Raw genomic sequence first — 22,388 nt, forward strand, 5'->3', positions numbered from 1 at the left:
CCAGGCTAGCCGACCGCGCCGTCCTCCCGCGCCGGCTGCAGGAACTCGATGACGGCGGCGTTGAACGCCGCGGGGTCGACGTTGTACTCCCACGTGTGCTCGGCCGGAGGGAGTTCCACGAGCCGGACCAGGCGCGGGTTGGCCATAGCGAACAGCAGGGACGACGACAGCGGCACCTCGCGGTCGCCATCGGAGTGCAGCACGAGTGTCGGGACGGTGAGCCTCCCCGGTCGCGACCAGTCGAGCAGGTCGAAGTCGATCGGCTCGGGCAGGCCCGACTTCGCGGCCGTGACCGGATCGGCGAGCGCCCGGATCGCGAGCGACCCGACCCACCCGGGAAGCCCGCGCTCGGCTGCCACGTTGCGGATCGCCGCGCGCCAGTCGGTGACCGGCGCGACGAGCACGAGCCGGTCGATGGCCGCCCGGTGCGCGCTCCGCTCGGTGAGCTGCAGTGCGAGCGCTCCCCCGAGCGACCAGCCGACGAGCACCACCCGCTCGGCGCCGTGGGCGAGCGCGAAGGCGATCGCCGCATCCACGTCCTCCCATTCGCGCTGCCCGAGCTGGGAGGCGCCGCCCGGCACGGTCGGCCCCTCCCCGTCGCCGCGGAACGAGACGACGAGGGAGGTCATGCCCAGGGCGTCCGTCGCCGGCACGGAGCGGAGGGCCGTCACGCGCGTGCTGTTGTGCCCGTGGATGTGGATGGCCCAGGTGACCGGATGCCGGGGCTCCTCCGGCACGATCACCCACGCCGGCGCCGCTCCGCCCGGCACCGGGAGCTGAACCTCCCCGTATCGTCGCCGAAGCGCGGCCGGATCGGGGTGGAGGTGCCCCGTCCACACCCCCTCATCCGCCGCCGACAGATCGCCGGTGACCTCCAGCAGTTCCCGGGCGACGGTTCCCGCATCGCGGTCGTAGGCGACGGCGTGACCGACGACGGCGTGCCCGCCATCGCCGAACCAGAGGCCGAACTGGCCCCGGTGGAGCGTGCGCCGGTCGGCCTCGAGCGTGACGGTCGTGTCGGTGCTGCCGTGGATGCGGGTCTGCGGCCGCGGGCCGGGCGCGACGATTGCACGCGCGAGCGCGACTCGGGCACGCCGGACGCACCACAGCCCGCCGGCCCAGAGCAGGCCGGCCGCTGCGACGGCCACGAGAATCCACCCCATACCCGGGGGACGAGACGAGGTGCCGCTTCGTGACGCGGAAACCGGCTCTTGACATCGCACGCTCAGCCTGGTTGGTTAGTTACATGAGTAACGAACCGGTGAAGCTCGCGTGATCGACGAAGGCAAGCCGATCTTCGTCCAGATCGCCGAGCAGATCGAAGACGACATCATCGACGGGGTCTACCCCGCCGAGACCCAGGTGCCGTCCACGAACGAGTTCGCCGCCTTCTACCGGATCAACCCGGCAACGGCGGGCAAGGGCGTGAACCTCCTGGTCGACGACGGAATCCTCTACAAGAAACGAGGCATCGGAATGTTCGTCTCCGACGGCGCGCGCGAGCGGCTCGTCGCCAAGCGCCGCGACGCGTTCAGCGACGAGTACCTCCGCCCGCTGCTCGCCGAGGCCGCGAAGCTCGGCATCGGCGCAGAGCAGCTGACCCGCATGATCCAGACGGCCGCCGATGAGCGACCGGCCACCCCGCACATCCAGACGACGCCGCCGGCGTCCCCGCCGAAAGGAGTGAGCGCATGAGCGCCGCCCCCGCCCCGACCTCCATCGCCCCGGCGGTGCAGGTGTCGGGCCTGACCAAACGGTTCGGATCGTTCACAGCGATCGACGACGTGTCCGTCACCATGAAGCCGGGCCGCATCCACGGCCTCCTCGGCCGCAACGGCGCAGGCAAGACGACGCTGATGCAGCTCATCACCGGGCAGGACTTCGCCACGCAGGGCGACATCCACGTCTTCGGCGAGAAGCCGACCGAGAACCCGCGCGTGCTGCAGAACATCTGCTTCATCAAGGAGAGCCAGCGGTACCCCGAGGACTTCCAGCCGAAGCACGTCCTGCGCAGCGCGCCCTGGTTCTTCGAGAACTGGGACGCCGAGTACGCGGAGCAGCTCGTGGACGAGTTCCGGCTGCCCCTCAATCGGCGCATCAAGAAGCTCTCCCGCGGGCAGCTCTCGGCGATCGGCGTGATCGTCGGACTGGCGTCGCGCGCGCCGCTGACGTTCTTCGACGAGCCCTACCTCGGACTGGACGCCGTCGCGCGTCAACTGTTCTACGACCGCCTCCTCGAGGACTTCTCCGAGCATCCACGGACCGTGGTGCTCTCGACCCACCTGATCGACGAGGTGGCGAACCTCCTGGAGCACGTCATCGTCATCGACCAGGGCCGCATCCTGATGGATGAGGATGCCGAGACCCTGCGCACCTCCGCCACCACCGTGGTCGGCCCGCGCGGAGCCGTCGACGAGTTCGTCCGCGCACGCGAGGTGCTGCACCGCGACGGCGTCGGCGGCCTCGCCTCCGTGACCGTCGCCGGCCTCAGCGCCTCCGACCGTTCCCAGGCAGCGGCGGCGGGGCTCGAACTCGCGCCGGTGTCCCTCCAGCAGTTGATCGTCCGCAAGACCGACGTCCGTGAGACAGGAATCGAGCAGACAGCATGACCATCGCGAACCCCGCCCCCGCCCTGATCGCCGCTCCCCCGCTGGGGCGCCGCGTCTGGCGCGTCGTGCGCCTCAACCTCGTCAACAAGTGGACGGTGATCTGGATCCCGGCCATGATCATGTTCTTCATCGGGCTGGTGAACTGGCTGATCTGGTGGATCATCTGGGCGGCGACGAGCCCGGCCGACCGTGCCGACGCGATGGACGGCACGCAGTGGAGCGGCGGCGCGTTCTACATCTTCGTCTACATGCTCGTGGTGGGCATCCAGGTCATCACGGGGACGTTCCCCTTCGCGCTCGGCTACAGCACCACCCGGCGCGACTTCGCACTCGGCTCCGGGCTGACCTTCCTCATGCTCGCCGCCGGTTACGCCGTCGGGTTCACCCTGCTCTCGGCCATCGAGGAGTGGACGAACGGCTGGGGCCTCGGCGGCCACCTGTTCACGTCGGTCTACTTCGACGGGGAGAGTCTCGGCGGCCGCCTCTTCACGGTGTTCGCCACCATGCTGTTCTTCTTCGCCGTCGGTGCGTTCTCCGCTGCGCTCTTCATGCGCTGGCGGATGAACGGCATCCTCGCCGCCGGTGCGGTCTTCATCCTGCTCGTTGTCGGCGCCATCGCGCTGATCACCCTCACGCAGAGCTGGCCGGCTGTGGGCGACTGGTTCGCCGCGAACGGCCCCCTCGGTGTCTCGGCGTGGCTGCTGCTCCCGACCGCGGTGGCGGCGATCGCCGGGTACGCGGTGCTCGGGCGGGCGACCCCGCGCAGCTGAGCGGACCGGCGGATGCCGGGCATGGACGTGGCCGGGAGTCTCGCACTCCCGGCCACGGTTTCATGCCATCGGCCTCACTCGGCCGGCGCGGTCTCCACGCCGTCCGACGATGTCGTCGAGGTCAGGCTAAGCCGCGCCGGCGACGCGCGACAGAACGTGCGGTGAACTCATAGCGGGATGCGAGAACGCGCTCACCGTTCGCTAGCGTGTCTTCCGTGCTGGGCTACCTGTTTCTCGCCGTCGCCATCGCGACCGAGGTCGTCGCGACGACGTTCCTCAAGTTCACCTCCGGCGACAACCCGAAGTGGTGGGCGTTCGTCATCGTCGTCGTCGGCTACGTCGCGTCGTTCTTCGCACTGTCGTTGGCGCTCGGCCGCGGCGTGCCCCTCGGAATCGCGTACGCGATCTGGTCGGCCGTCGGTGTCGCGGCGATCGCGATCATCTCCTGGGTGTTCTTCAAGGAGTCGCTCACCTGGGTGCAGATCGCCGGACTTGTGCTCGTGATCGGCGGCGTCGGACTGCTCGAACTGGGCGCGAAGCACCCGGCCTAGCGGTCGGTCAGGCCGAGCCGACGAACGCGCCGAGCGCCTCGTCCAGCGTCCGGGCGGGGGCGATGTACTCGTAGCGGGCGCCCTCCCCGGCCGGGATGTACTCCCCCTCCGGCGTGACGGTCACCGCGCCGAGCAGCCGGCCGCGGCCGAGCTCCGCATCCTCGTCCGGGAACGAGTGGTCGTAGACGTCGTAGCGATCGCCGTCCTCGTAGACGGTCAGGTCTTCCAGCAGCGGCATCAGAACCTCCTCGTGAACGGCAGCGGTTTGCGCATCCGGATGAGCAGCAGCAACGGCACCAGCACGTACGGCCCGTTGTAGAGCAGGAAGACGACCGGGTTGGGCGTGCGCTGCCCCACCGGACCGAAGAACTCGACCCCGAAGATCGGGATGGCCGTGAGGCTGATGATCATCGTCGCGTAGATCACCGCGAACAGCTGGATCCAGTTGAAACCCTTCACGAGGCAGACGACCAGGAGCACGTAGAACGGCAGATAGACGAAGGCGCTCGTCCCGGTGATGAACCGCAGCCAGAGCGGCTCCTGCATGTAGAGCGGGTCGTACTGCGACGAGTACGTGTAGTTCCACTGCGCCAGGATGTTCGTCGTCGTCGCGGTCTGCGGGATCCCGAGCGTGGGGATCGCATCGCTGATGATGCAGGTCACGATGAACAGCGAGAACATCACGATGAAGAAGATGTCGACCGGACGCTTGCGCAGAGGCAGGTTGGCGGGCGTCACCGGTGCGGTGGCGACTCCGCTCGTCGCGGTTCCAGGGGTCACGGTGCTCACGCGGCGAGCCTAGCGCCCGTCAGCCGCTGTAGCCGACGTTGAGGAGCACCTGTTTCGCCAACGCCGTCTGCTGCTCGGGCGTGACGCCGTCGTAGCCGTGCACCTGTACCCAGCCGCCGTCCGCGATCACATTCAGCTCGCCGTCCGGGCTCCGGTACGCGGATGCCCCGACTCCCGGAACGTCGACGGATCCCGCTGGGCGCACCTTCTTCGCATACTCGGCCCCTCCGGGCAGTACGCCGGCGCTGATCGAGGCGGTGTCCGATGCATCGTCGGACACCCACGTGCACCAGTACCCGCCGACCTGGCGGTCGATGTCGAACACCGACAGCGAGTACTCCCCGGCGTCGCTCTTGACCTCCCGCGCGGAAGGCAGGCCGCCGAGAGAACCGAGCTGGTCCGCCGTCGCCAGCCCGTCGCATCCCGTCGCACCGGTGAGCGTCGGGGACGGCGTCCACAGCGGACCAGGGGCTGCGAGAGCCGAGACCACGCCGGAGACCTGATTAAGGGCGATGGCGTCCGCGTCGGACGGGAAATGTGCGCCCAGCCCGGCCACGAGATTCGCGGCGACCCCGTAGTGCGGGGTCAGGAAGAAGAAGCCGACGGGCCTGTCCTGAACCCGTAACGTGTACGAGTCCGGTCCGCCCGCCGGGTAGTGGATCCCTGCGCCCTGCTCGCCGTTGAGGAACCCCTCGAAGCCCTCGCGCGTGACCTCGGGACCGACCGTCACGACGAGTCGCAGAAGATCGGCGCTGGACACGTCGGCACCGTTCGACCACGAACAGGTGAGCGCACCGACGCGCTCGTTCATCCACGACGACAGGTACGGGGTGTGCGACGCCTCCTCGGGAACGAGACCCGTACCGATCCGGGCGAGCACTCCCGCCGGCACGAGCTGGTCGCATGTGGTCGGGACGCGGACGGGCTGCGTCGTGATGACCGGGGTCGGCGTCGGAGTGGGCGACGCCGTATGCGGCGTCGGCTGAGCCCCGGGAACACTATGTGCACATCCGGTCAGGACCAGCGCCAGCGCAGCGGACACCACGAGACTTCGAGCAATGCGCCCGTTCATATTCCCCCCTCGGCATGCGCCCGGAACGGGCGCTCAGGAGAACGCTAGTGGATGCCCGAGCCCGTGATACCGTGCGTTGCCGAAGCGTTACTTCAGCGACTTCTGCATCAGCACCGTGCCGAGCCAGCGATCGAACTTGTAGCCGACGCGGCCCATCCGGCCGATCTCGGTGAAACCGAAGTTCTCGTGCATCCGGATGGACGCCTCCGCGCCCTTGTCGGCGATCACCGCGATGATCTCCTTGAGTCCCGCCGCCTTGGATCGGTCGATCAGCTCCTGCATCAGGACCGGACCGAGGCCCTTGCCGGTGGATGCGGCGCCCAGGTAGATCGAGTTCTCGACCGTGAACCGGTACGCGCGCTTCTGCTTCCACGGCTGCACCAGCGCGTAGCCGAGGATCTGGCCGGACGGCGACTCGGCCACGATGAACGGCATCCCGAGCTTCTTGAGGTACGCGTACTTGCTCTTCCACTCGCGCAGCGTCATCGCATCCTCGTCGAAGGTGACGGTGCTGTTGGCCACATAGTGGTTGTAGATCTCACGGATGTGCGGGAGATCCTCGGGCCGCGCCTCGCGGATCGCGTACTCGAACGGCGCCTCGGTGGGCGCGGGCTTCCGCAGGTGCCGCGGCAGCACCCGACGTTCCTGGTATTCCTCTTCCAGCACCCGTCAAGCCTACGTCGCGCGTATTGCGTGCGGGTTACGGTTCGAGCGACCAGTCGACCGGTTTCTCGCCCAGCTTGGTGAGCAGGGCGTTGGCGCGCGAGAAGGGCTTCGACCCGAAGAAGCCGCGCGACGCCGACAGCGGGCTGGGGTGCGCCGACTCGATCACCGGGTTGCCGTCGAGCAGCGGAGTGAGCGTCGCCGCATCCCTCCCCCACAGGATGGACACGAACGGCCGGCCGCGCGCGACGAGCGAGCGGATGGCGTGCTCCGTCACGGCCTCCCATCCCTTCCCGCGGTGCGAGGCCGGCTCCCCCGGCCGGACCGTGAGCACCCTGTTGAGCAGCATGACCCCGTGGTCGGACCACGCGCCCAGGTCGCCGTGCGGCGGCGGCACCACGCCCAGATCGTCGCGCAGCTCGCGGTAGATATTCTGGAGGCTGCGCGGCAGAGGGCGCACGTGCCGGTCGACGGCGAACGACAGCCCGATGGGATGCCCGGGCGTCGGGTACGGGTCCTGGCCGACGATCAGAACGCGGACGTCGGCCAGCGGAGCGCGGAAAGCCCGCAGGACGGCGTCGCCGGCGGGCAGGTAGGGGCGGCCGGCGGCCACCTCGGCGCGGAGGAAGTCGCCCATCGCGGCGATGCGGTCGGCGACCGGCTCGAGGGCGGCCGCCCATCCCGGGTCCATCGAACCGTCGGCGGCCAGCTCCGCCAGCGTCTTCGGCACGGTCCCGCTCAGTGGGTCGCGGCCGTCACCGGCGGGAGGGCGGACCACGGGAAGGTGATCCAGCGGTCGGTGCGTCGCCAGACGAAGTCGGGCTCGAGCACGGTCCGCGGCTTGGAGTAGAGGCACACGGTGCGGACGTCCGCGCCGGAGGCCGCGATCAGGTCGACGACCATCGCGAGGGTCCGGCCGGAGTCGGACACGTCGTCGACGAGCAGGACGCGCTTGGACTGCAGGGCCGCGGAGTCGAGCATCGGCGGGAGGACGACGGGCTCGGGAAGACGGGTGTCGACGCCCGTGTAGAACTCGACGTTCAGGGCGCCGCACGCCTTGATGCCGAGGGCATACGAGATGGCTCCCGCGAGCAGCAGGCCGCCGCGGGCGATCGCGACCACCATGTCCGGCTCGAACCCGGACTCCACGACCTCACCGGCCAGATGACGTGATGCTTCACCGAACTCCAACCAGCCGAGGACCTCCCGTTCCGCCTCCTGAAGGACGTCTGCACCGGAATCGTCGAGTTCGCTGGCCATTGCTCTACCGTACCGGGGCCACCCGGGTGTTAGCATCCGCGCATGACTTCGGAGAAGACGTCGGCCCAACGCCGGGCGGCGGTCGTCATCGGCACTACGGCGGGCCTGATCGGCTGGCTCGCCCTCGTCGAGCTGACCAGCGGCATCCTGCAGGGGTACTACGTCCCGCTGATCTCAGACATCGTGAAGCACCTCGGCATCCACGACGCCGACTACAACTGGTTCGAGGCCGCCCAGCTGCTCGTCTCCGCCCTGGTGGTGCCCGTGCTGGCGAAGCTCGGCGACATGTTCGGGCACAAGCGCATCCTGCTGATCGCCACCGCCGTTACCGCCCTCTCGACGTGGTGGCTCGCGTTCGCGGGCGACTTCACGACCTATCTGCTGGCGTTCGCGCTCCAGGGCTTCTACGTGGTCTGGCTTCCGCTGGAGGTCGCCCTGATCTTCGACCGTGGACGCCGCACCGGGACGGCCGCGTCGGGCACGCGACGCGCCGCCGGTCTGCTCGTCGTCGCCCTGGAGGCCGGGGCGATCGTCGGCGCGGTGGGCGCCGGACTGCTCTTCGAGGCCCTCGGCGGGGATGTGACGCTCACCCTCCTGGTGCCGGCGGTGGCGGTCACGCTCGTGTTCTTCGCGATCCTCTTCGGCGTTCCCGAGTCGGAGCCCGTCCCCGGCCGCAGCCTCGACGGCGTCGGCTTCACCTTGCTGGCGCTCGGCCTGCTCCTGATCACCTCAGGCCTCACCTTCCTCCGCCTCAACGGTGTCGGGACGTGGTGGGTGTGGGTGCTGATCGCGGTCGGCGTGCTCGCGTTCCTCCCGTTCGGGCGCTGGGAGCTGCGCCAGGCCGACCCCGCCATCGACCTGCGCGTGCTCCGCCGCCCCACCATGTGGCCGGTGCAGCTCACCGCCGGCCTCATCGGGATCAGCCTCCTCGGCGCGCAGGCGCCGCTCAGCACGTATGCGGGCACGGATCCGGCGAACGGCTACGGGCTCGGGCTCTCGGCCGGCCAGCGCAGCATCCTGATCGGCGCGTACCTCATCTCGATGATCGTCGGAGCGCTGCTGTTCCCGCTCGTGTCGTCGTGGCTGACGCCGCGGGTCACCCTGATCGGCGCCGCCTTCCTCGTCGCGATCGGCTACTTGATGTTCCTGCCGTTCCACCTCCAGACCTGGGAGGTGTTCACCAACATGGCGATCGCAGGAATCGGCTCCGGCGCGCTCGTCGGCGCGCTCCCCGCGGCGGCCGCGGCCGCCGCACCGCGCGGGCAGACCGGCGTCGCCACCGCCCTGACGAACACCACCAAGACCATCGGCGGATCGTTCGCGTCCGCCGTCTTCGGCGTCGTGCTGCTCGCGGGCGCCGCCACCGTGACGGCCACGGCCGCCAGCCTCTTCGGCTACATGCTCGTCTGGACCATCTGCGGCCTCGGCGCGCTCGTCGCCGCGGTGCTCCTCTTCTTCGTGCCGCGGCTCGCGTTCGCGGATCCCGAACCCGCCCTGGAGTGACCATGTCCGAGCAGCAGCTCCCGCCCGCCGTCGCCGACGCGCTCACCGCGTTCCTCCTGGAGCAGAGACGCCTCGCGCCCGGACTCGTGAGCCGCGCGATCGTCACCGGCTCCGCGGTCGCCGGGGACTGGCATCCGGGAGTAAGCGACATCGATGTCGTGTTCGTCGTCACCCGCGACCCGGTCGACGACCTGCCCGCGCTCGCTGAGCTTCACGCCTCCTCCCAGCCGCACATCGACGGCGTGTACCTGACCGAGTCGGAGATCGCACGCGGGCCGGATGTGGTCCAGACCGCTCCCCAGGTGGTCGAAGGCGTGCTGGTCTCCGCGCTCGCGGGCGCGCAGCTCAGCTGGATCACCTGGCGGGAGCTGGAGTCTGGTGTTCAGGGCATCGTCGACGGCGGCGACGTCATCTGGTCGCCGGTCGCCGACCGCCACCCGCAGACCGCGGAGGGGGTCGTCGCGTTCTCGCGCGACAACCTGCTCGACTACTGGCAGCGGATCGGCGACGGCCTCGAAGCCGAGCTCGCCGACCGGCCGGACGAAGGCCCTGTGCGCGCGGAGACCGTGCGCTGGGTGGCGCTCGGCCCCATCCGGCTGGTCGCCACCATCGAGACGGGCGAGGTGCTCTCGAAGACCGCCGCCGCCGCGTTCGCCGCCGAACGCTGGCCGGAGCACGCCGAGCTTCTCGAGCGGGCGGTGCGCGACCGGGCGGGCGAGCGTCAGGAGTTCTCGGTGCAGGACGCGCGCCAGGCCATCCAGCTGCTGCGGGCGTGCGTGGCCGTCGCTGACGGCTGATGCGCTTGGGCCACCGCGTCAGCTCGGGGCGTCGTTCTCCTCCTCCGGGCCGGGATGCGCGTCGTGCGGCCGCGGCTCGTGGTGGCGCAGGTGCTGCGTGCGGTCGTTCAGGTAGCTGACGATCGTCGCACTCGCGGTGCCGACGATCGCGACGCCGCCGATCATGAGGACGACCGCGAGGACCCGGCCCGGGATGGTGACCGGGTAGTAGTCCCCGTAACCGACCGTCGCCATGGTCACGCATGCCCACCACACGGCGTCGCCGAAGGAGCGGATGTTCGACCCAGGCGCGTAGCGCTCGGCCTGGAACTCGGCGAGCGCGATGACGTAGATGAACATGACGATGAAGCTCGACGCGATGATGACGATGCGACGCCGCAGGTGAGACCCGCTGTTGCCCTGCAGCCCGTTCAGATGACGGAGCCCCGTCAGCAAGCGGAAGGGTCGCGCCATCGGGATGAACACCGACAGCAGGTCCACCGGATTCCGGCGGATGAATTCACGTTTGTGCTTGGCGAGCAGCAGGCGCATCACGTAGTCGATGAAGAAGAACAGCCACACCGCCACGAGCACCACCAGCAGGGTCACGTGCACGGCGGTCGATTGGGACTCGTCCAGGATGTTCCACGAGTAGGCGACGAGGAAGAGCGCGCTGGCGGCGATTCCGGGCCAGGCGGTCGCGCGCTCCCAGCGGAGGCGCTTCGCGTCGTCCTCGTCGGTCATGTCAGCCGCGGACCGTCAGCTCGCCCTTGTGCAGCCGGTACGGCGCCGCCTGGGCGACCGGCTTGACCACGATCAGGTCGAGGTCGACGTGGCGGGGGCGGGTGAGCGCGTGGACGATCGTGTCGGCGACGTCCTTGGCCGAGAGCGGCTCGGGCACATCCTCGTAGACGGCATCCCTCCTGGCCTTGTCGCCGCCGAAACGGACCAGGGAGAACTCCTCCGTCGCGACCATCCCCGGAGCGATCTCGACGACGCGGATCGGCTCCCCGTTCAGCTCCAGCCGCAGCACCTCGGTCAGGGCGTGCTCGGCGAACTTCGCGGCGTTGTATCCGCCACCGCCCACGTACGTGGTCAGGCCGGCGATGGAGGTGACCACGGCGATGTCCGCGTGACCCGTCTCGGTCGCGCCGGCCCGCAGCAGCGGGAGGAGGGCGGAGATGACCCGCTTCGTGCCGATGACGTTGATCTCGTACATCCACACCCAGTCGTCGACGCTGGAGGCCTCAACGGAGTCGAGCCCGTGCGCGCCTCCCGCGTTGTTGACGAGCGCGTGGATGCCGCCGGTCGACGCCAGGTGGTCGCGGAGCGCATCCACGTCATCCTGCTTCGTCAGGTCGGCGACGACGAACTCGGCGCCGGTCTCGTCGGCCAGCGCCCGCAGGCGGTCCTCCCGGCGGGCCACCGCCACCACGTCCCAGCCCTCGCTGCGGAAGGCGCGGACCGTCGCCGCCCCGATGCCCGAACTCGCTCCCGTCACGACCACACGTCTGCTCATGCCCTCATTGTCGCGGGTTACGGCGTGTTTCGGATACGTTGCCCGCGCGGGACGGCGCGTCTAGCCTGCTGACAACGGCGGTGGCCGACCGCTCGCAGACCCTGCGCATCATGCGCTCACAGACCCGAAGGAGAGACGCCATGACCGACGCCGCAGACTGGCAGTTCGAAACCAAGCAGATCCACTCCGGCGCTGCTCCCGACCCGGTGACCAACGCCCGCGCGACCCCGATCTACCAGACCACGTCGTACGTGTTCAACAACGCGGAGCACGCGAAGAACCTGTTCGCCCTCGCCGAGTTCGGCAACATCTACACCCGCATCCAGAACCCGACCCAGGCGGTCGTCGAGGAGCGCGTCGCCGCGCTCGAAGGGGGCACCGGCGCCCTCCTCGTCGCCTCCGGTCAGGCCGCTGAGACCTTCGCGGTGCTGAACATCGCGCAGGCGGGCGACCACATCGTCTCCTCCAGCTCGATCTACGGCGGCACGTACAACCTGTTCAAGTACACGCTCGCGAAGCTCGGCATCGAGACCACCTTCGTCGAGAACCAGGACGACGCCGAGGAGTGGCGTCGCGCGGTCCGCCCGAACACCAAGCTGTTCTTCGCCGAGACCATCGGCAACCCGAAGATCAACATCCTCGACATCGCCCTCGTCGCCGAGGTCGCGCACGAGGCGGGCGTCCCGCTGATCGTCGACAACACGATCGCGACTCCGTACCTGATCCGCCCGTTCGAGCACGGCGCCGACATCGTCGTCCACTCGGCGACCAAATTCCTCGGCGGTCACGGCACGGTCATCGGCGGCATCATCGTCGACGGCGGCTCGTTCGAGTGGTCGAAGAACGTCGAGAAGTTCCCGGGCCTCACCGAGCCGGACCCGTCGTACCACGGCGCCAGCTACACCGCAGCGGTCGGAGACGCCCTCGCCTACATCATCAAGGCGCGCGTGCAGCTGCTCCGCGACCTCGGTGCGGCGATCGCACCGGCGAGCGCCTGGCAGCTCATCCAGGGCATCGAGACGCTGTCGCTCCGTGTCGAGCGTCACACGCAGAACGCGCAGGAGATCGCCGAGTTCCTCGAGTCGCACCCCGATGTCGCGTCGGTCAACTACTCGGGTCTGCCGACCAGCCCGTGGTACGCGACCGCCAACAAGTACGCCCCGAAGGGTGTCGGCGCGGTGCTCTCGTTCGAGCTCAAGGGCGGTGTGGATGCGGGCGCTGCCCTCGTCGACAACCTCTCGCTGTTCAGCCACCTGGCGAACATCGGCGACGTCCGCAGCCTCGTCATCCACCCGGCGTCGACCACGCACTCGCAGCTCACGCCCGAGCAGCAGCTGACCGCCGGCGTCACCCCGGGCCTCGTCCGCCTCTCGGTGGGTCTGGAGAACGTCGACGACCTGAAGGCGGACCTCTCCGCGGGCCTCGCCGCTGCGCGCTCCGTCGCCGAGGCCGCCCGCGCGTAACCCTCCGCCCCTCCGCTCGGCGCGCACCGTCGAGTACGCAAAAACTGCACGCGAGACTCCGGTTTCGCGTGCAGTTTTTGCGTACTCGACGGTGGGCGGGAGTGCGCGACGTAACAGAGCGAGGGCGGAGCGCGACGTCCGGGAGAATGAGCGGTATGGAGTGGCAGACATCCGCCGACACGGCGCCGTCGAGTTTCATCACGGAGGCGCAGGCGAGGACGCTGCTCGGGAAGCCGCCGGCGAGCGGCGCCTGGAAGGAGTCCGATCCGGCCGGCGACCGGCAGTTCGCAGGGATCGGCGCGTTCTCCTTCGAGAGCGGCGAGACCCTCCCGTTCGTCCGGGTAGCCTACGAGACCTGGGGCACGCTGTCGCCGGAGCGCGACAACGCCGTGCTGGTGCTGCACGCCCTGACGGGTGACTCACACGCGGTCGGGCCCGCCGGCCGCGGACACCGCACGGCCGGCTGGTGGCAGGGCATCATCGGACCCGGCAAGGCGATCGACACCGACCGCTGGTACGTCGTGGCGCCGAACATGCTGGGCGGCTGCCAGGGCACGACCGGTCCCGCCTCCCTCGCCCCGGACGGCGCCGAGTGGGGCGCCCGCTTCCCGTTCACGACCATCCGCGACCAGGTCGCCGCGCAGGCCGCCCTCGCGGACGCCATCGGGCTGGACCGCTGGGCTGCGGTCGTCGGCGGCTCGATGGGCGGGATGCAGGCGCTGGAGTGGGCGGTCATGTTCCCGGAGCGCGTCGAGCGGCTCGCGGTGATCGCCGCTCCCCCGTATTCGACCGCCGACCAGATCGCCCTCAACTCGGTCCAGATCGAGGCGGTGCGCACCGATCCGCTGTTCCGCGGCGGCCAGTACTACGACGCCGAGGACGGCGACGGCCCGCACCGCGGACTCGCGCTCGCCCGGCGGATGGCCCTGCTGAACTACCGCAGCCCGTCCGAGCTGAACGAACGCTTCCAGCGGGCATGGCAGAGCGAGATCAGCCCGCTCGGCGGCGGCGGACGGTTCGCCGTCGAGTCGTACCTCGACTTCCACGGCAACAAGTTCACGCGCCGCTTCGACGCGAACAGCTACATCACGCTGGTGGAGGCGATGAACTCCCACGACGTCGGACGCGGCCGCGGTGGCCTCGCCGCAGCGCTGTCACGGGTGACGGCGCGCACCCTTGTCGTCGGCATCGACAGCGACCGCCTGTTCCCGGTCGAGGGACAGGAGCAGATCGCCTACCATGTTCCGGTCACGCTGGACGGTAGAGTTCCAGTGGTGATCCGGTCGGACTTCGGCCACGACGGGTTCCTGATCGAGGACGACGCCGTCAGCGCCCAGCTGAGGCGGCTGCTCGACGTGTGACGGAGGACGGAGGGGCATGTCGCGCATCCAGAAGGAGCGTGATCGACTCCTCGCTGCGACGGCCCGCACCGTCGGGCTGACAGCTACGGTCACAGCGCTCTTCTGCCTGAGCATCCCGGGCTCCCTTCCGCTCCCCCTGTACCTGGCGTCGCTGGTGCTCATCGTGTGCCTCGGCTACGCGCAGTGGCAGCTGGCCGGCTTGCTGCGACTGACCCTGTGGATGTGGGTCATCGTGGTCGCGGGCGTCGCGCTCATCCTCATCCACCTGCTGCCGGGAACGGCCCTCGGGCCGTCCGCGATCAGCGCTGTCAGCGTGATCGGCGCCGCATCGGTCGCGTGCGTGTGCGTGGTCGGTGTGAGCTCCCGCAGCCGGCTCGTACTGCTGGTGGCGGCCGCGGCCGTGACGGTGACCGCGCAGGGCGTCACGCTCGGCGTGACCCAATCCCGCATGGTCGAGACGCTGGTGTTCACGATGACCGGGTGGATCGCCCTCACCGCCACCGGCGTCTGGCTGTCCCGCACCGTCCCGCGGACCCTCAAGCGCATCTCGACGATGAGCCGCGCCTACCGGGTCGAGCGCCAGGCGAGCGAGACGGAGGCCCGCCGTCGCCAGAGCGCGCGGCTGCTGCACGACACGGTGCTGGCGACCCTCACGCTCCTCGCGCACTCCGGCGTTGGAGTCAGCCACGGCGCCCTCCGCGAGCAGGCCGCCGAGGATGCGGCTCTCCTCCGGCAGCTTCGGCTCGGCTTCACGCCCGACCCGGCCCGGTCCGGCGACTACAAGCTCAAGCCCGTCGAGGAGTCCACCCTGGGCAACACGCTCGAGTCGGTGAAGCAGCGCTTCCGCCGCATGGGACTCGAGGTGAACTGGCACGGCGCCGGTCAGGTGCTGCTCCCCAGCGACGTGCTCGACGCGTTCCTCCTCGCCCTCGGCGAGTGCCTGGAGAACGTACGCAGGCATTCGGGCGTTCTCGAGGCGCACGTGACGATCACGGACGACGAAACGAACGTGCGTGCCATGGTGACGGACGCCGGCAAGGGCTTCGACGTCGCCTCCATCGACACCGGGAGGCTGGGCTTCACCGAGTCGATCGTGGCGCGCCTCCGCGATGTTGGCGGCAACGCCCGCCTGTTCTCGTCGCCCGGCAGCGGGACGACCGTCGTGCTGGAGGTGCCGAAGTGACCCGGGTCGACGAGCGGACCGTTCCCCGCAGCCCGTTGGCGCGCGGCGCCGCCGGGGACGAGCGGGATGCGCTCGGCCGCGCACGCCTCGACCTCGGCTTCAACGTGGCGACGGTCGCCTTCATCGCGTTCCTGCTCACGCTGTTCGGCCTGAACATCGCCGAGTACCCGCTGCTGGGCTTCACGGTGACCGCCTGGGTGCTCGTCGCCGTGACCCTCGTGGCCGCCCTCGTCCTCCGTTTCCGGCTGCCCGACGAGCTGCCGTCGTGGCTCTTCCTGGGCGCCTTGGGCGTTTGGGCCGCCGCCGTGGCGCTGGACATCGCGGGCACCTGGCCGATCGGCGGGGCCATCGTCCCCCTGACGGCGGCCGCCGCCGTCGGCCCGACGCTCCTGCTGTGCGTTCCGGTGCGCCCGGCCCGCGACATCGTCCTCGCCACGGCGGTGCTGGGCGTCGTGCTCGCCGTCGTCGAGATCTGGCGGTCGCTGCCGAACCTGCAGCTCCTCGGCCCGGGTCTGGTCACGGTCGCCATCGCGGTCGCGCCTCCGCTCGTCGGCGTGCAGATCGTGCGGTCGCTCCGCACACTGGTGCAACTGGAGCTCGATCTCGTCCAGGTGCAGAGCACGGTGGTCTCCCCCGGCTACGCCATCGGGATGCTGGCCTCCGAAGAGCTCGCCCGCCTCGACCTCGCCGCCGAGCGACTGCTCGATGGCGTCGCCACGGGCCGCACGGCGCTGCCGCTCGACGAGGACACCGCCGACGCCGCGGCCTCGATCGCGACGGAGCTGCGCCTCCACCTCATCCAGGGCCGCCGGGAGACGTGGCTGTACCACGCCGTCACCGAGTCCGCCCTCCTCGGGCCGTCGGTGACGCTGACCGACCCGGACGGTCTCGCCGCCGGCCTCAACCGCGAGCAACGCGACGGCCTCCTCACCGCGGTCTGGCTGCTCATCAGCGACCCGGTCCGCAGCGGGGCCGGCCAGCCGCGGACGCTGACGCTCGACCTGACACGACCGGTCGGCACCTACCCGAGAACGGCGAATCCCGGGGCCACAATGGCTATCGTGATCTCGACCAGCGGTGTGCCGCGAAACGGGGTAGACCCCGCGGCATGGCAAGCTATCCGTAAAGTGGGCCGCTACGTCGAGTCGTTCTCGGGTTCGACCCTGCGCATCGAGATCACGACGGTGAGCGACACATCAGCCGAGCTGGTCTGACCCAGCTGGTTCGATACAGAGAGAGGCACCCCATGGCCGAGGAACCCCCGATCCGGATCGCGATCGTCGACGACCACAAGATGCTGCTGGGAGCACTGACCGAGTGGATCCGCAGTGCAGCGGACGACATCAGCATGGTCGCAGCCGTCGCGAGCTGGCCGGAGCTGCTGACGCATCCCGAGTTCCCGGTGGACGTCGTCCTCCTCGACCTCGACCTCAAGGACAACATCCCGATCTCGCTGAAGCTCTCGACGCTCAAGACGACCGGCGTCGCCACGGTGCTGATGAGCACCTACTCGGAGCCCGCGGTGGTCCGGGAGGCCCTGGCGGCCGGAGCGATGGGCTACCTGGTGAAGAGCGAGGATGCGGAGATGATCGTCGAGGCGATCCGCGCCGCCCGCAAGGGCGAGTCGTTCATCTCGGCCGAGCTCGACCTGGCACTCAACGCCGGGGAGGTCGGCGGCGCCCCCAAGCTGAGCGCGCAGGAGCGTCGCGTGATGGCGCTCTACGGCGCCGGTGAGCCGGTCAAGGCGGTCGCCTTCCAGCTAGGCATCTCGGACGAGACCGCGAAGAGCTACCTCAAGCGCATCCGCGAGAAGTACCGCGTGGCCGGCTACGACGTCGGCACCAAGGTCGCCCTCCGCAAGCGCGCCATCCAGGACGGCATCCTGCTGCAGAACGACTGACGGAACCCGCGTCCGTCAGTCGACGGGCGCGGAGACCGGGGTCCGCTCCGGCCGCTGAGCCGCGACCGAACCGGTGGCGACACCGCGCCGGATGCGCGAGCGGTCGATGCCGAACGAGATCAGCGCCAGCGCGATGCCGCCGAGGGCGAGCAGTCCGCCGACGACGACCGGCGACAGGTAGCCGAGACCGGCCGCGATCGTCAGGCCGCCGAAGAACGCTCCGGCGGCGTTCGCGATGTTGAGCGCCGAGTGGTTGAGCGCCGCGGCGATCGACTGGCTGTCGCGCGCAACATCCATGAGCCGGGTCTGGATGGTCGGCGAGAGCGCCGAGCACGCTCCGGACACGACGAACACCGAGATCAGCAGGCCGGGGATGGTGGATGCGGTCAGCCAGAGGGCCGCAAGGCCGACCAGCAGGATCGCGAAGAACAGCAGCATGCTGCGCCGGACGCTGTGGTCGGCCGCACGCCCGCCGAGGATGTTGCCGACCGTCATTCCCAGGCCGGCGAGCACGAGGACCAGCGGAACGGTGGACTCGGGCATCCCGGTGATCGTCGTGACGATGGGCGCGATGTACGTGTACACGGCGAAGAAGCCGCCGAAGCCGACAGCGCCGATGAGCAGCGCGAGCCACACCTGCAGCCGGGTGAACGCCCGCAGCTCGTTCTTCATGGTCGCCTTCGCGTCGCCCGCCTGCCAGGGCACCAGCAGCGCGACGGCGACGAACGTCAGCGCGAAGATCGCGGCGACGACGAGGTAGGCGATGCGCCATCCGCTGTGCTGGCCGATCCAGGTGATCGTCGGAACGCCGATCACGTTGGCGATCGTGAGGCCCGACAGCACGAAGGCGACCCCGCGCCCGCGCTTGCCCGGCCCCATCAGCGAGGCGGCGACAAGGGATGCGATGCCGAAGTAGGCGCCGTGAGGCAGCGCAGAGATGAAGCGCGCGAGCATCACGAGCTGGAACGTGGGGGCGACCGCCGAGGCGAGAGTGCCGACGGTGAACGCCACGAGCAGCCAGAGCAGCAGCTTCTTACGCGGCCAGCGCGCGGCGACCGCCGCGATCGTGGGCGCGCCGACGACCACGCCGAGCGCGTACGCCGAGATGATCCAGCCGGCCTGCGCGTTGGCGTCGGTCGGCGAGGCGGCGTACAGCTGCGGCAGCAGGTCGTGCGCGATGTTGGGCAGCAGGCCCATCGCGACGAACTCGGTCGATCCGATGCCGAATCCACCGAGGGCGAGCGCCAGCAGCGCAAGACGGATACGGGCCGACGACAGCTTCGTCGGCCCGTCGATAAGCGGGGTCACCGCACCAGCCTATATCGAATCGTTTCGACCCGCGGCGGTCCCCCTCGCGCATTCGGCACGAAAGTGCGGAATGCGCGGCGCAAAGCGCACATTCGGCACGAATCTCGCGACCGCGGGAGAGGAGGGGGCGGAGGAGGAGGCTAGGCGCGGCGGTCGCCCGCGGCGGCCGCGGCCGTCTGCTCCTCGAAGAACTGAGCGACATCCACGTCGCGGGTCTCCTCGGGCTTCGACACCCCGGCCCGCACCGCGCCGACGATGGCGACGACGACGCAGCCCAGCAGGACGCCGCCCACCAGCACCGCGACGATGATCAGGAAGGGTCCGAACTGCACGAACAGGCCGAAGAGCAGGAGCAGGAGGGTGTCGACATCCACGTCAGTCGCCTCGCTCCAGCGCGGCCTCGAGCCGCTGGACCTTGCCGTCGAGCTCGCCGGAGTACCCGGGACGGATGTCCGCCTTCAGCACGAGGGAGACGCGCGACCCGTATCGGCCGACCGCCTCGGTGGCGCGGCGGACGACGTCGAAGACCTCGTCCCACTCCCCCTCGATCGTCGTGAACATCGCGTCCGTACGGTTCGGGAGGCCCGACTCGCGCACCACGCGCACGGCCGCGGCGACCGCGTCGTGCACCGACGCGTCCGCTCCCTCACCGCCGCTCGGCGCGACAGAGAACGCCACCAGCATGTCTTCCTCCTTCGTTCAGCGTGCGCTTCCGCCGACCGGCTCGGGATGCGCTCCCGGGGCCGAGCGGAACGGCCACGCGTGGGCCGGAACCAGGTCGCCGGCCGCCTCCTGGCGGTGACGCCGGCGCCAGAGCGCCGCAACGGTCCACCCCAGTATCACGAAGTACATGACGTTGCGCACGGTCAGCACGGCGACCATCCCCGGGTCCGGCACGAGCAGCCAGTCGTACAGGAACGGATAGAAGACCTGGGTGAGCCCCGCGGTGACCAGCACCAGGAGCGCCGGGATGCGGAACCCCCGGCCCTGATAGACCAACCCGATGACGACCGGTGCGGCCAGCCACACGACGTACTGCGGCGAGCCGACCTTGTTGAAGGCGATGAATGCGGTCACCAGAGCGAGCGACAGCTCCGGGAGGATGCGCGTGTACGGGGTGCCCCTCCGGTACGCCCGGACGCCGATCAGCAGCACGACGATCGCGGTCGCCGCGAACAGCGGGTTCATGAGCGCGCCGGCCGCCGCGGTCCCCTGACCGCTGACCTGGAACGTGAGCAGCTGACGGTCGTAGTAGACCTCTGCACCCGGCACGTGGAACGCGGCCTGCCACATCCAGAACGTGCTGACCGGCGCCTCGATTTGGAGCCCCCGGTCGGTCTGCATGGTGATGAAGCTCAGGATGTGCCAGCCGGCACCGAAGATCAGCGGCACGGCCGCGATCACCGCGGAGGTGACCACGACGACGAGCACGATGTGCCGGCGCGAGCGCAGGGCGACGACCGCGGCGAGCAGGACGGCGGCCGGCCACACCTTGATCCACGTCGCCGCGGTCAGCACGACGACCGCCGCGCGCTCGTGCAGGGTCAGCCAGAGCAGCCCGACGATCGCGAGAGATGCGGAGACCGAGTCCAGGCGCCCGACGGCGATCGGCCCCAGCAGGAGCAGGAAGGCCAGCCACCACCAGGCCGCGATCAGCCGGCGCCGCTCACGCCCGACGATCAGCACGGCGAAGGCCGCCGCGTTCAGCAGCAGCACCATGTTCAGCCACGCCCAGACGTACCCGTCCGCGCCGAACAGCAGCGGCAGCATGATCGGCACGATCGCGCCGAAGGGATACACCCAGTCGGAGTCGACGCCGACGATCTGGGTGCCCTGCGCCGCGAGCTGGGCCCAGGGCTTGTAGACGAGGAAGACGTCGCCGAGGCCCTTGCCCTGGTCGAGGGCGAGGCCGCTGATGATCAGGTGGACGGCGAGGAACGCGATCCACAGCGACAGCGGGCTGTAGGCCACCCGCTGCAGCAGGCCGGGCTGTGCCCGAGGGGTCGGCGCGGCGCTCAGCGGCACCGCATCCATCCCCATAGCGCCACATCCTAGGGGATGCGATGGGCGCCTTCCTGAACCGCGCTGCGCGGTCTCTCAGCCCGCCGCACGCACCAGCTCGCGCACCACCCCGGGGAGTTCGCCAACGATGTCGAGGGCGACGATCGGCCCGCCGTCGGACGCCCGCTCCCCCGCCCGGCCGTGCACCCACGCGGCGGTCGCGGCGAGCGCGGCGAGCGCCGTGTGGCCGTCCTCGTCGATCTCGCGGGCATGCGTCGCCACGAGTGCGCCCAGCACGCCGCCCAGCACGTCGCCGCTCCCGGCCGTCGCAAGCCACGCAGGACCGGCGGTGACGGCGTACCGCGGCCCGCCGGGCGCCGCGACGTACGTCGTGTGGCCTTTGAGCAGGACGGTCACGCCCAGGCTCTCGGCGGCACGGATGGTCCAGCCGGCCGGGTCTGCCGCGATGTCGTCGGCGGTCACCGCGTCCGAGTCGTCGTCCGCCCCGGCGGCGAGCACCGTCGCCAGCTCGCGGAAGTGCGGCGTGACGACGACCGGCGCGGAGGCGCGACCGACGAGGTCGAGGGCTCCTGCGTCGATCACGAGCGGCGTCCCGTCGCGGAGGGCCGAACGCAGGCGCTGCGCGTCGTCCGCCGGACGGCTGGCCGCATCCATGCCGGAGCCGATCAGCCAGCCCTGCACGCGCCCGGGGGCGGTCACGACCTCCGGTCGGCGGCGCATCACCTGCTCGGCCGGGCGGTCGGCGCCGAGGTAGCGGATCATGCCGACACCGGTGCGCGAAGCGCCCTCCACCCCGAGCACCGCCGCGCCGGGGTAGCGGTCGGATCCGGTCACCACCCCGAGGACACCGCGCGAGTACTTGTCACTCGACTCCTGCGGCACGGCGATCCATGCCGCGGCATCCCGTTCGTCCCAGCTCTGCCAGTCGGTCATCGGCGCCTCCCGTCGTCGCTCCTGTCGGCCGCTCACCGGCCCAGGCCCATCGAACCCCTACCGACCTCACGATAGGTTGTGAGCATGGCGATCAGCATCCCCGGAAAGGTGATCGTGTTCGACTACGGCGAGGTCATCTCGGTGACCCCGTCCGACGAGGACCGTGCCGCCCTGACCGAACTCGCGGGCGGCGACCCGCACGTGTTCTGGCCGGCGTACTGGCGCCACCGGGATGCGCTCGACCAGGGCACGCTGAGCATCCAGTCGTACTGGCGCGGGATCGAGCGCGAGCTCGGCGAGAACTGGGGCGACGCGAAGATCCACCGGCTGTGGCTCGCCGACTTCCGGAGCTGGCTGACGATCGACCACGACACCCTCCAGGTCCTCCTCGACCTCAAGGAGGGCGGTACGCGGATGGCGCTGCTCTCGAACGCCGGCCGCGACTTCGGCTCCTACTTCCGTCACGGGACCCTCGGCGACCTGTTCGAGAAGGTGTTCGTCAGCGGAGAGCTCGGCACGATCAAGCCCAGCCCGGAGATCTTCCAGCACGTCCTCTCCGAACTCGGGGTGACGCCGGAGCAGACGGTCTTCATCGACAACAAGGAGGCGAACGTCCGCGGCGCCGAAGCGCTCGGGATCTCCGGGCACGTGTTCACATCGCCGAGCGGCCTCCGGGCATATCTGGAAGGTCTCGGCGCTTAGATGG

Annotated in this window: 26 protein-coding genes; 12 read left to right on the forward strand and 14 right to left on the reverse strand. The window is 70.0% G+C overall.

What is annotated here, in order from left to right; all coding sequences use genetic code 11:
• Positions 1–5 precede the first annotated feature (5 nt).
• Positions 6–1,148 (reverse strand): alpha/beta hydrolase family protein, encoded by a 1,143-nt coding sequence (locus H284_RS0104840; protein WP_231371069.1) that lies wholly within the window; start codon positions 1,146–1,148, stop codon positions 6–8.
• Positions 1,149–1,272: 124 nt separating this feature from the next.
• Between H284_RS0104840 and H284_RS0104845 the strand changes: the two genes are divergently transcribed.
• From H284_RS0104845 to H284_RS0104860, 4 genes are all read left to right on the forward strand, one after another.
• Positions 1,273–1,695 (forward strand): GntR family transcriptional regulator, encoded by a 423-nt coding sequence (locus tag H284_RS0104845; protein ID WP_020075352.1) that lies wholly within the window; start codon positions 1,273–1,275, stop codon positions 1,693–1,695.
• The gene (locus H284_RS0104850; protein WP_018190156.1) at positions 1,692–2,609 is read left to right on the forward strand and encodes an ABC transporter ATP-binding protein; all 918 of its coding nucleotides are present in this window, start codon (positions 1,692–1,694) and stop codon (positions 2,607–2,609) included. The genes H284_RS0104845 and H284_RS0104850 overlap by 4 nt, the downstream gene beginning before the upstream one ends.
• Positions 2,606–3,379 carry a hypothetical protein gene (locus H284_RS0104855; protein WP_020075353.1) on the forward strand — a complete coding sequence of 258 codons (774 nt, stop codon included), beginning with the start codon at positions 2,606–2,608 and terminating at the stop codon, positions 3,377–3,379. The genes H284_RS0104850 and H284_RS0104855 overlap by 4 nt, the downstream gene beginning before the upstream one ends.
• A gap of 206 nt (positions 3,380–3,585) precedes the next feature.
• Positions 3,586–3,930: a DMT family transporter gene (locus H284_RS0104860; RefSeq protein WP_442911219.1), complete on the forward strand. Its 345-nt coding sequence runs from the start codon at positions 3,586–3,588 to the stop codon at positions 3,928–3,930.
• 7 nt (positions 3,931–3,937) lie between these two features.
• On the opposite strand, the gene H284_RS0104865 is transcribed toward H284_RS0104860, so the two are convergent.
• The 6 genes from H284_RS0104865 to H284_RS0104890 form a co-directional block, all read right to left on the reverse strand.
• Complete coding sequence (locus H284_RS0104865) at positions 3,938–4,168, reverse strand: hypothetical protein (RefSeq protein WP_018190153.1); 231 nt, start codon at positions 4,166–4,168, stop codon at positions 3,938–3,940.
• Positions 4,168–4,719: a DUF2781 domain-containing protein gene (locus tag H284_RS0104870; protein WP_018190152.1), complete on the reverse strand. Its 552-nt coding sequence runs from the start codon at positions 4,717–4,719 to the stop codon at positions 4,168–4,170. Before H284_RS0104870 ends, H284_RS0104865 begins: the two co-directional genes overlap by 1 nt.
• Positions 4,720–4,738: 19 nt before the next feature.
• Positions 4,739–5,761 (reverse strand): hypothetical protein, encoded by a 1,023-nt coding sequence (locus H284_RS0104875; RefSeq protein ID WP_231371070.1) that lies wholly within the window; start codon positions 5,759–5,761, stop codon positions 4,739–4,741.
• 117 nt (positions 5,762–5,878) lie between these two features.
• Positions 5,879–6,457, reverse strand: a complete 579-nt coding sequence (locus H284_RS0104880) for a GNAT family N-acetyltransferase (RefSeq protein WP_026307088.1) — start codon at positions 6,455–6,457, stop codon at positions 5,879–5,881.
• A 34-nt stretch (positions 6,458–6,491) separates the two neighbouring features.
• Positions 6,492–7,184, reverse strand: coding sequence for a uracil-DNA glycosylase (locus H284_RS0104885; RefSeq protein WP_026307087.1), 693 nt, complete (start codon positions 7,182–7,184; stop codon positions 6,492–6,494).
• Between the two features lie 8 nt (positions 7,185–7,192).
• The gene (locus H284_RS0104890) at positions 7,193–7,714 is read right to left on the reverse strand and encodes a phosphoribosyltransferase (RefSeq protein WP_018190148.1); all 522 of its coding nucleotides are present in this window, start codon (positions 7,712–7,714) and stop codon (positions 7,193–7,195) included.
• 42 nt (positions 7,715–7,756) lie between these two features.
• Between H284_RS0104890 and H284_RS0104895 the strand changes: the two genes are divergently transcribed.
• Complete coding sequence (locus H284_RS0104895; RefSeq protein ID WP_018190147.1) at positions 7,757–9,217, forward strand: MFS transporter; 1,461 nt, start codon at positions 7,757–7,759, stop codon at positions 9,215–9,217.
• A 2-nt stretch (positions 9,218–9,219) separates the two neighbouring features.
• A complete protein-coding gene (locus H284_RS0104900) occupies positions 9,220–10,014 on the forward strand; it encodes an aminoglycoside adenylyltransferase domain-containing protein (protein WP_020075354.1) in 795 nt (264 codons plus the stop codon).
• Between the two features lie 18 nt (positions 10,015–10,032).
• On the opposite strand, the gene H284_RS0104905 is transcribed toward H284_RS0104900, so the two are convergent.
• Together H284_RS0104905 and H284_RS0104910 are read right to left on the reverse strand one after the other, a co-directional pair.
• Positions 10,033–10,737, reverse strand: a complete 705-nt coding sequence (locus H284_RS0104905) for a potassium channel family protein (protein ID WP_018190145.1) — start codon at positions 10,735–10,737, stop codon at positions 10,033–10,035.
• A gap of 1 nt (position 10,738) precedes the next feature.
• Positions 10,739–11,512, reverse strand: coding sequence for an SDR family oxidoreductase (locus tag H284_RS0104910; RefSeq protein ID WP_196802822.1), 774 nt, complete (start codon positions 11,510–11,512; stop codon positions 10,739–10,741).
• 140 nt (positions 11,513–11,652) lie between these two features.
• On the opposite strand from H284_RS0104910, the gene H284_RS0104915 reads away from it, so the two are divergent.
• From H284_RS0104915 to H284_RS0104935, 5 genes are all read left to right on the forward strand, one after another.
• Complete coding sequence (locus H284_RS0104915) at positions 11,653–12,975, forward strand: bifunctional o-acetylhomoserine/o-acetylserine sulfhydrylase (RefSeq protein WP_018190143.1); 1,323 nt, start codon at positions 11,653–11,655, stop codon at positions 12,973–12,975.
• Between the two features lie 155 nt (positions 12,976–13,130).
• Positions 13,131–14,336, forward strand: coding sequence for a homoserine O-acetyltransferase MetX (metX, locus tag H284_RS0104920; RefSeq protein WP_018190142.1), 1,206 nt, complete (start codon positions 13,131–13,133; stop codon positions 14,334–14,336).
• 16 nt (positions 14,337–14,352) lie between these two features.
• Positions 14,353–15,519, forward strand: a complete 1,167-nt coding sequence (locus tag H284_RS0104925; protein WP_018190141.1) for a sensor histidine kinase — start codon at positions 14,353–14,355, stop codon at positions 15,517–15,519.
• Positions 15,516–16,733, forward strand: a complete 1,218-nt coding sequence (locus H284_RS0104930; RefSeq protein ID WP_018190140.1) for a hypothetical protein — start codon at positions 15,516–15,518, stop codon at positions 16,731–16,733. The genes H284_RS0104925 and H284_RS0104930 overlap by 4 nt, the downstream gene beginning before the upstream one ends.
• A gap of 32 nt (positions 16,734–16,765) precedes the next feature.
• Positions 16,766–17,419, forward strand: coding sequence for a response regulator (locus tag H284_RS0104935; RefSeq protein WP_018190139.1), 654 nt, complete (start codon positions 16,766–16,768; stop codon positions 17,417–17,419).
• 15 nt (positions 17,420–17,434) lie between these two features.
• On the opposite strand, the gene H284_RS0104940 is transcribed toward H284_RS0104935, so the two are convergent.
• The 5 genes from H284_RS0104940 to H284_RS0104960 all read right to left on the reverse strand — a co-directional run bounded on the left by H284_RS0104940 (position 17,435) and on the right by H284_RS0104960 (position 21,682).
• A complete protein-coding gene (locus tag H284_RS0104940) occupies positions 17,435–18,727 on the reverse strand; it encodes an MFS transporter (RefSeq protein ID WP_020075356.1) in 1,293 nt (430 codons plus the stop codon).
• Between the two features lie 140 nt (positions 18,728–18,867).
• Positions 18,868–19,101, reverse strand: a complete 234-nt coding sequence (locus H284_RS0104945) for a hypothetical protein (RefSeq protein ID WP_020075357.1) — start codon at positions 19,099–19,101, stop codon at positions 18,868–18,870.
• Position 19,102: 1 nt separating this feature from the next.
• Complete coding sequence (locus H284_RS0104950; RefSeq protein WP_018190136.1) at positions 19,103–19,411, reverse strand: thiamine-binding protein; 309 nt, start codon at positions 19,409–19,411, stop codon at positions 19,103–19,105.
• Between the two features lie 15 nt (positions 19,412–19,426).
• Positions 19,427–20,767: a glycosyltransferase family protein gene (locus tag H284_RS0104955; RefSeq protein WP_039731204.1), complete on the reverse strand. Its 1,341-nt coding sequence runs from the start codon at positions 20,765–20,767 to the stop codon at positions 19,427–19,429.
• A 57-nt stretch (positions 20,768–20,824) separates the two neighbouring features.
• Positions 20,825–21,682 carry an ADP-dependent NAD(P)H-hydrate dehydratase gene (locus H284_RS0104960; protein WP_018190134.1) on the reverse strand — a complete coding sequence of 286 codons (858 nt, stop codon included), beginning with the start codon at positions 21,680–21,682 and terminating at the stop codon, positions 20,825–20,827.
• An 84-nt stretch (positions 21,683–21,766) separates the two neighbouring features.
• On the opposite strand from H284_RS0104960, the gene H284_RS0104965 reads away from it, so the two are divergent.
• Positions 21,767–22,384: an HAD family hydrolase gene (locus H284_RS0104965; RefSeq protein WP_018190133.1), complete on the forward strand. Its 618-nt coding sequence runs from the start codon at positions 21,767–21,769 to the stop codon at positions 22,382–22,384.
• Positions 22,385–22,388: the final 4 nt, after the last annotated feature.

This window comes from Cryocola sp. 340MFSha3.1, from assembly GCF_000383315.1.
Lineage (GTDB): Bacteria > Actinomycetota > Actinomycetes > Actinomycetales > Microbacteriaceae > Leifsonia.

Bases quoted from the DNA above. Each gene is read 5' to 3' on its own strand.
- H284_RS0104850 (WP_018190156.1), top strand. From the start codon at position 1,692: ATGAGCGCCGCCCCCGCCCCGACCTCCATCGCCCCGGCGGTGCAGGTG.
- H284_RS0104855 (WP_020075353.1), top strand. From the start codon at position 2,606: ATGACCATCGCGAACCCCGCCCCCGCCCTGATCGCCGCTCCCCCGCTG.
- H284_RS0104865 (WP_018190153.1), bottom strand. From the start codon at position 4,168: ATGCCGCTGCTGGAAGACCTGACCGTCTACGAGGACGGCGATCGCTAC.
- H284_RS0104890 (WP_018190148.1), bottom strand. From the start codon at position 7,714: ATGGCCAGCGAACTCGACGATTCCGGTGCAGACGTCCTTCAGGAGGCG.
- H284_RS0104895 (WP_018190147.1), top strand. From the start codon at position 7,757: ATGACTTCGGAGAAGACGTCGGCCCAACGCCGGGCGGCGGTCGTCATC.
- H284_RS0104900 (WP_020075354.1), top strand. From the start codon at position 9,220: ATGTCCGAGCAGCAGCTCCCGCCCGCCGTCGCCGACGCGCTCACCGCG.
- H284_RS0104905 (WP_018190145.1), bottom strand. From the start codon at position 10,737: ATGACCGACGAGGACGACGCGAAGCGCCTCCGCTGGGAGCGCGCGACC.
- H284_RS0104910 (WP_196802822.1), bottom strand. From the start codon at position 11,512: ATGAGCAGACGTGTGGTCGTGACGGGAGCGAGTTCGGGCATCGGGGCG.
- H284_RS0104915 (WP_018190143.1), top strand. From the start codon at position 11,653: ATGACCGACGCCGCAGACTGGCAGTTCGAAACCAAGCAGATCCACTCC.
- metX (WP_018190142.1), top strand. From the start codon at position 13,131: ATGGAGTGGCAGACATCCGCCGACACGGCGCCGTCGAGTTTCATCACG.
- H284_RS0104925 (WP_018190141.1), top strand. From the start codon at position 14,353: ATGTCGCGCATCCAGAAGGAGCGTGATCGACTCCTCGCTGCGACGGCC.
- H284_RS0104935 (WP_018190139.1), top strand. From the start codon at position 16,766: ATGGCCGAGGAACCCCCGATCCGGATCGCGATCGTCGACGACCACAAG.
- H284_RS0104950 (WP_018190136.1), bottom strand. From the start codon at position 19,411: ATGCTGGTGGCGTTCTCTGTCGCGCCGAGCGGCGGTGAGGGAGCGGAC.
- H284_RS0104955 (WP_039731204.1), bottom strand. From the start codon at position 20,767: ATGGGGATGGATGCGGTGCCGCTGAGCGCCGCGCCGACCCCTCGGGCA.
- H284_RS0104960 (WP_018190134.1), bottom strand. From the start codon at position 21,682: ATGACCGACTGGCAGAGCTGGGACGAACGGGATGCCGCGGCATGGATC.
- H284_RS0104965 (WP_018190133.1), top strand. From the start codon at position 21,767: ATGGCGATCAGCATCCCCGGAAAGGTGATCGTGTTCGACTACGGCGAG.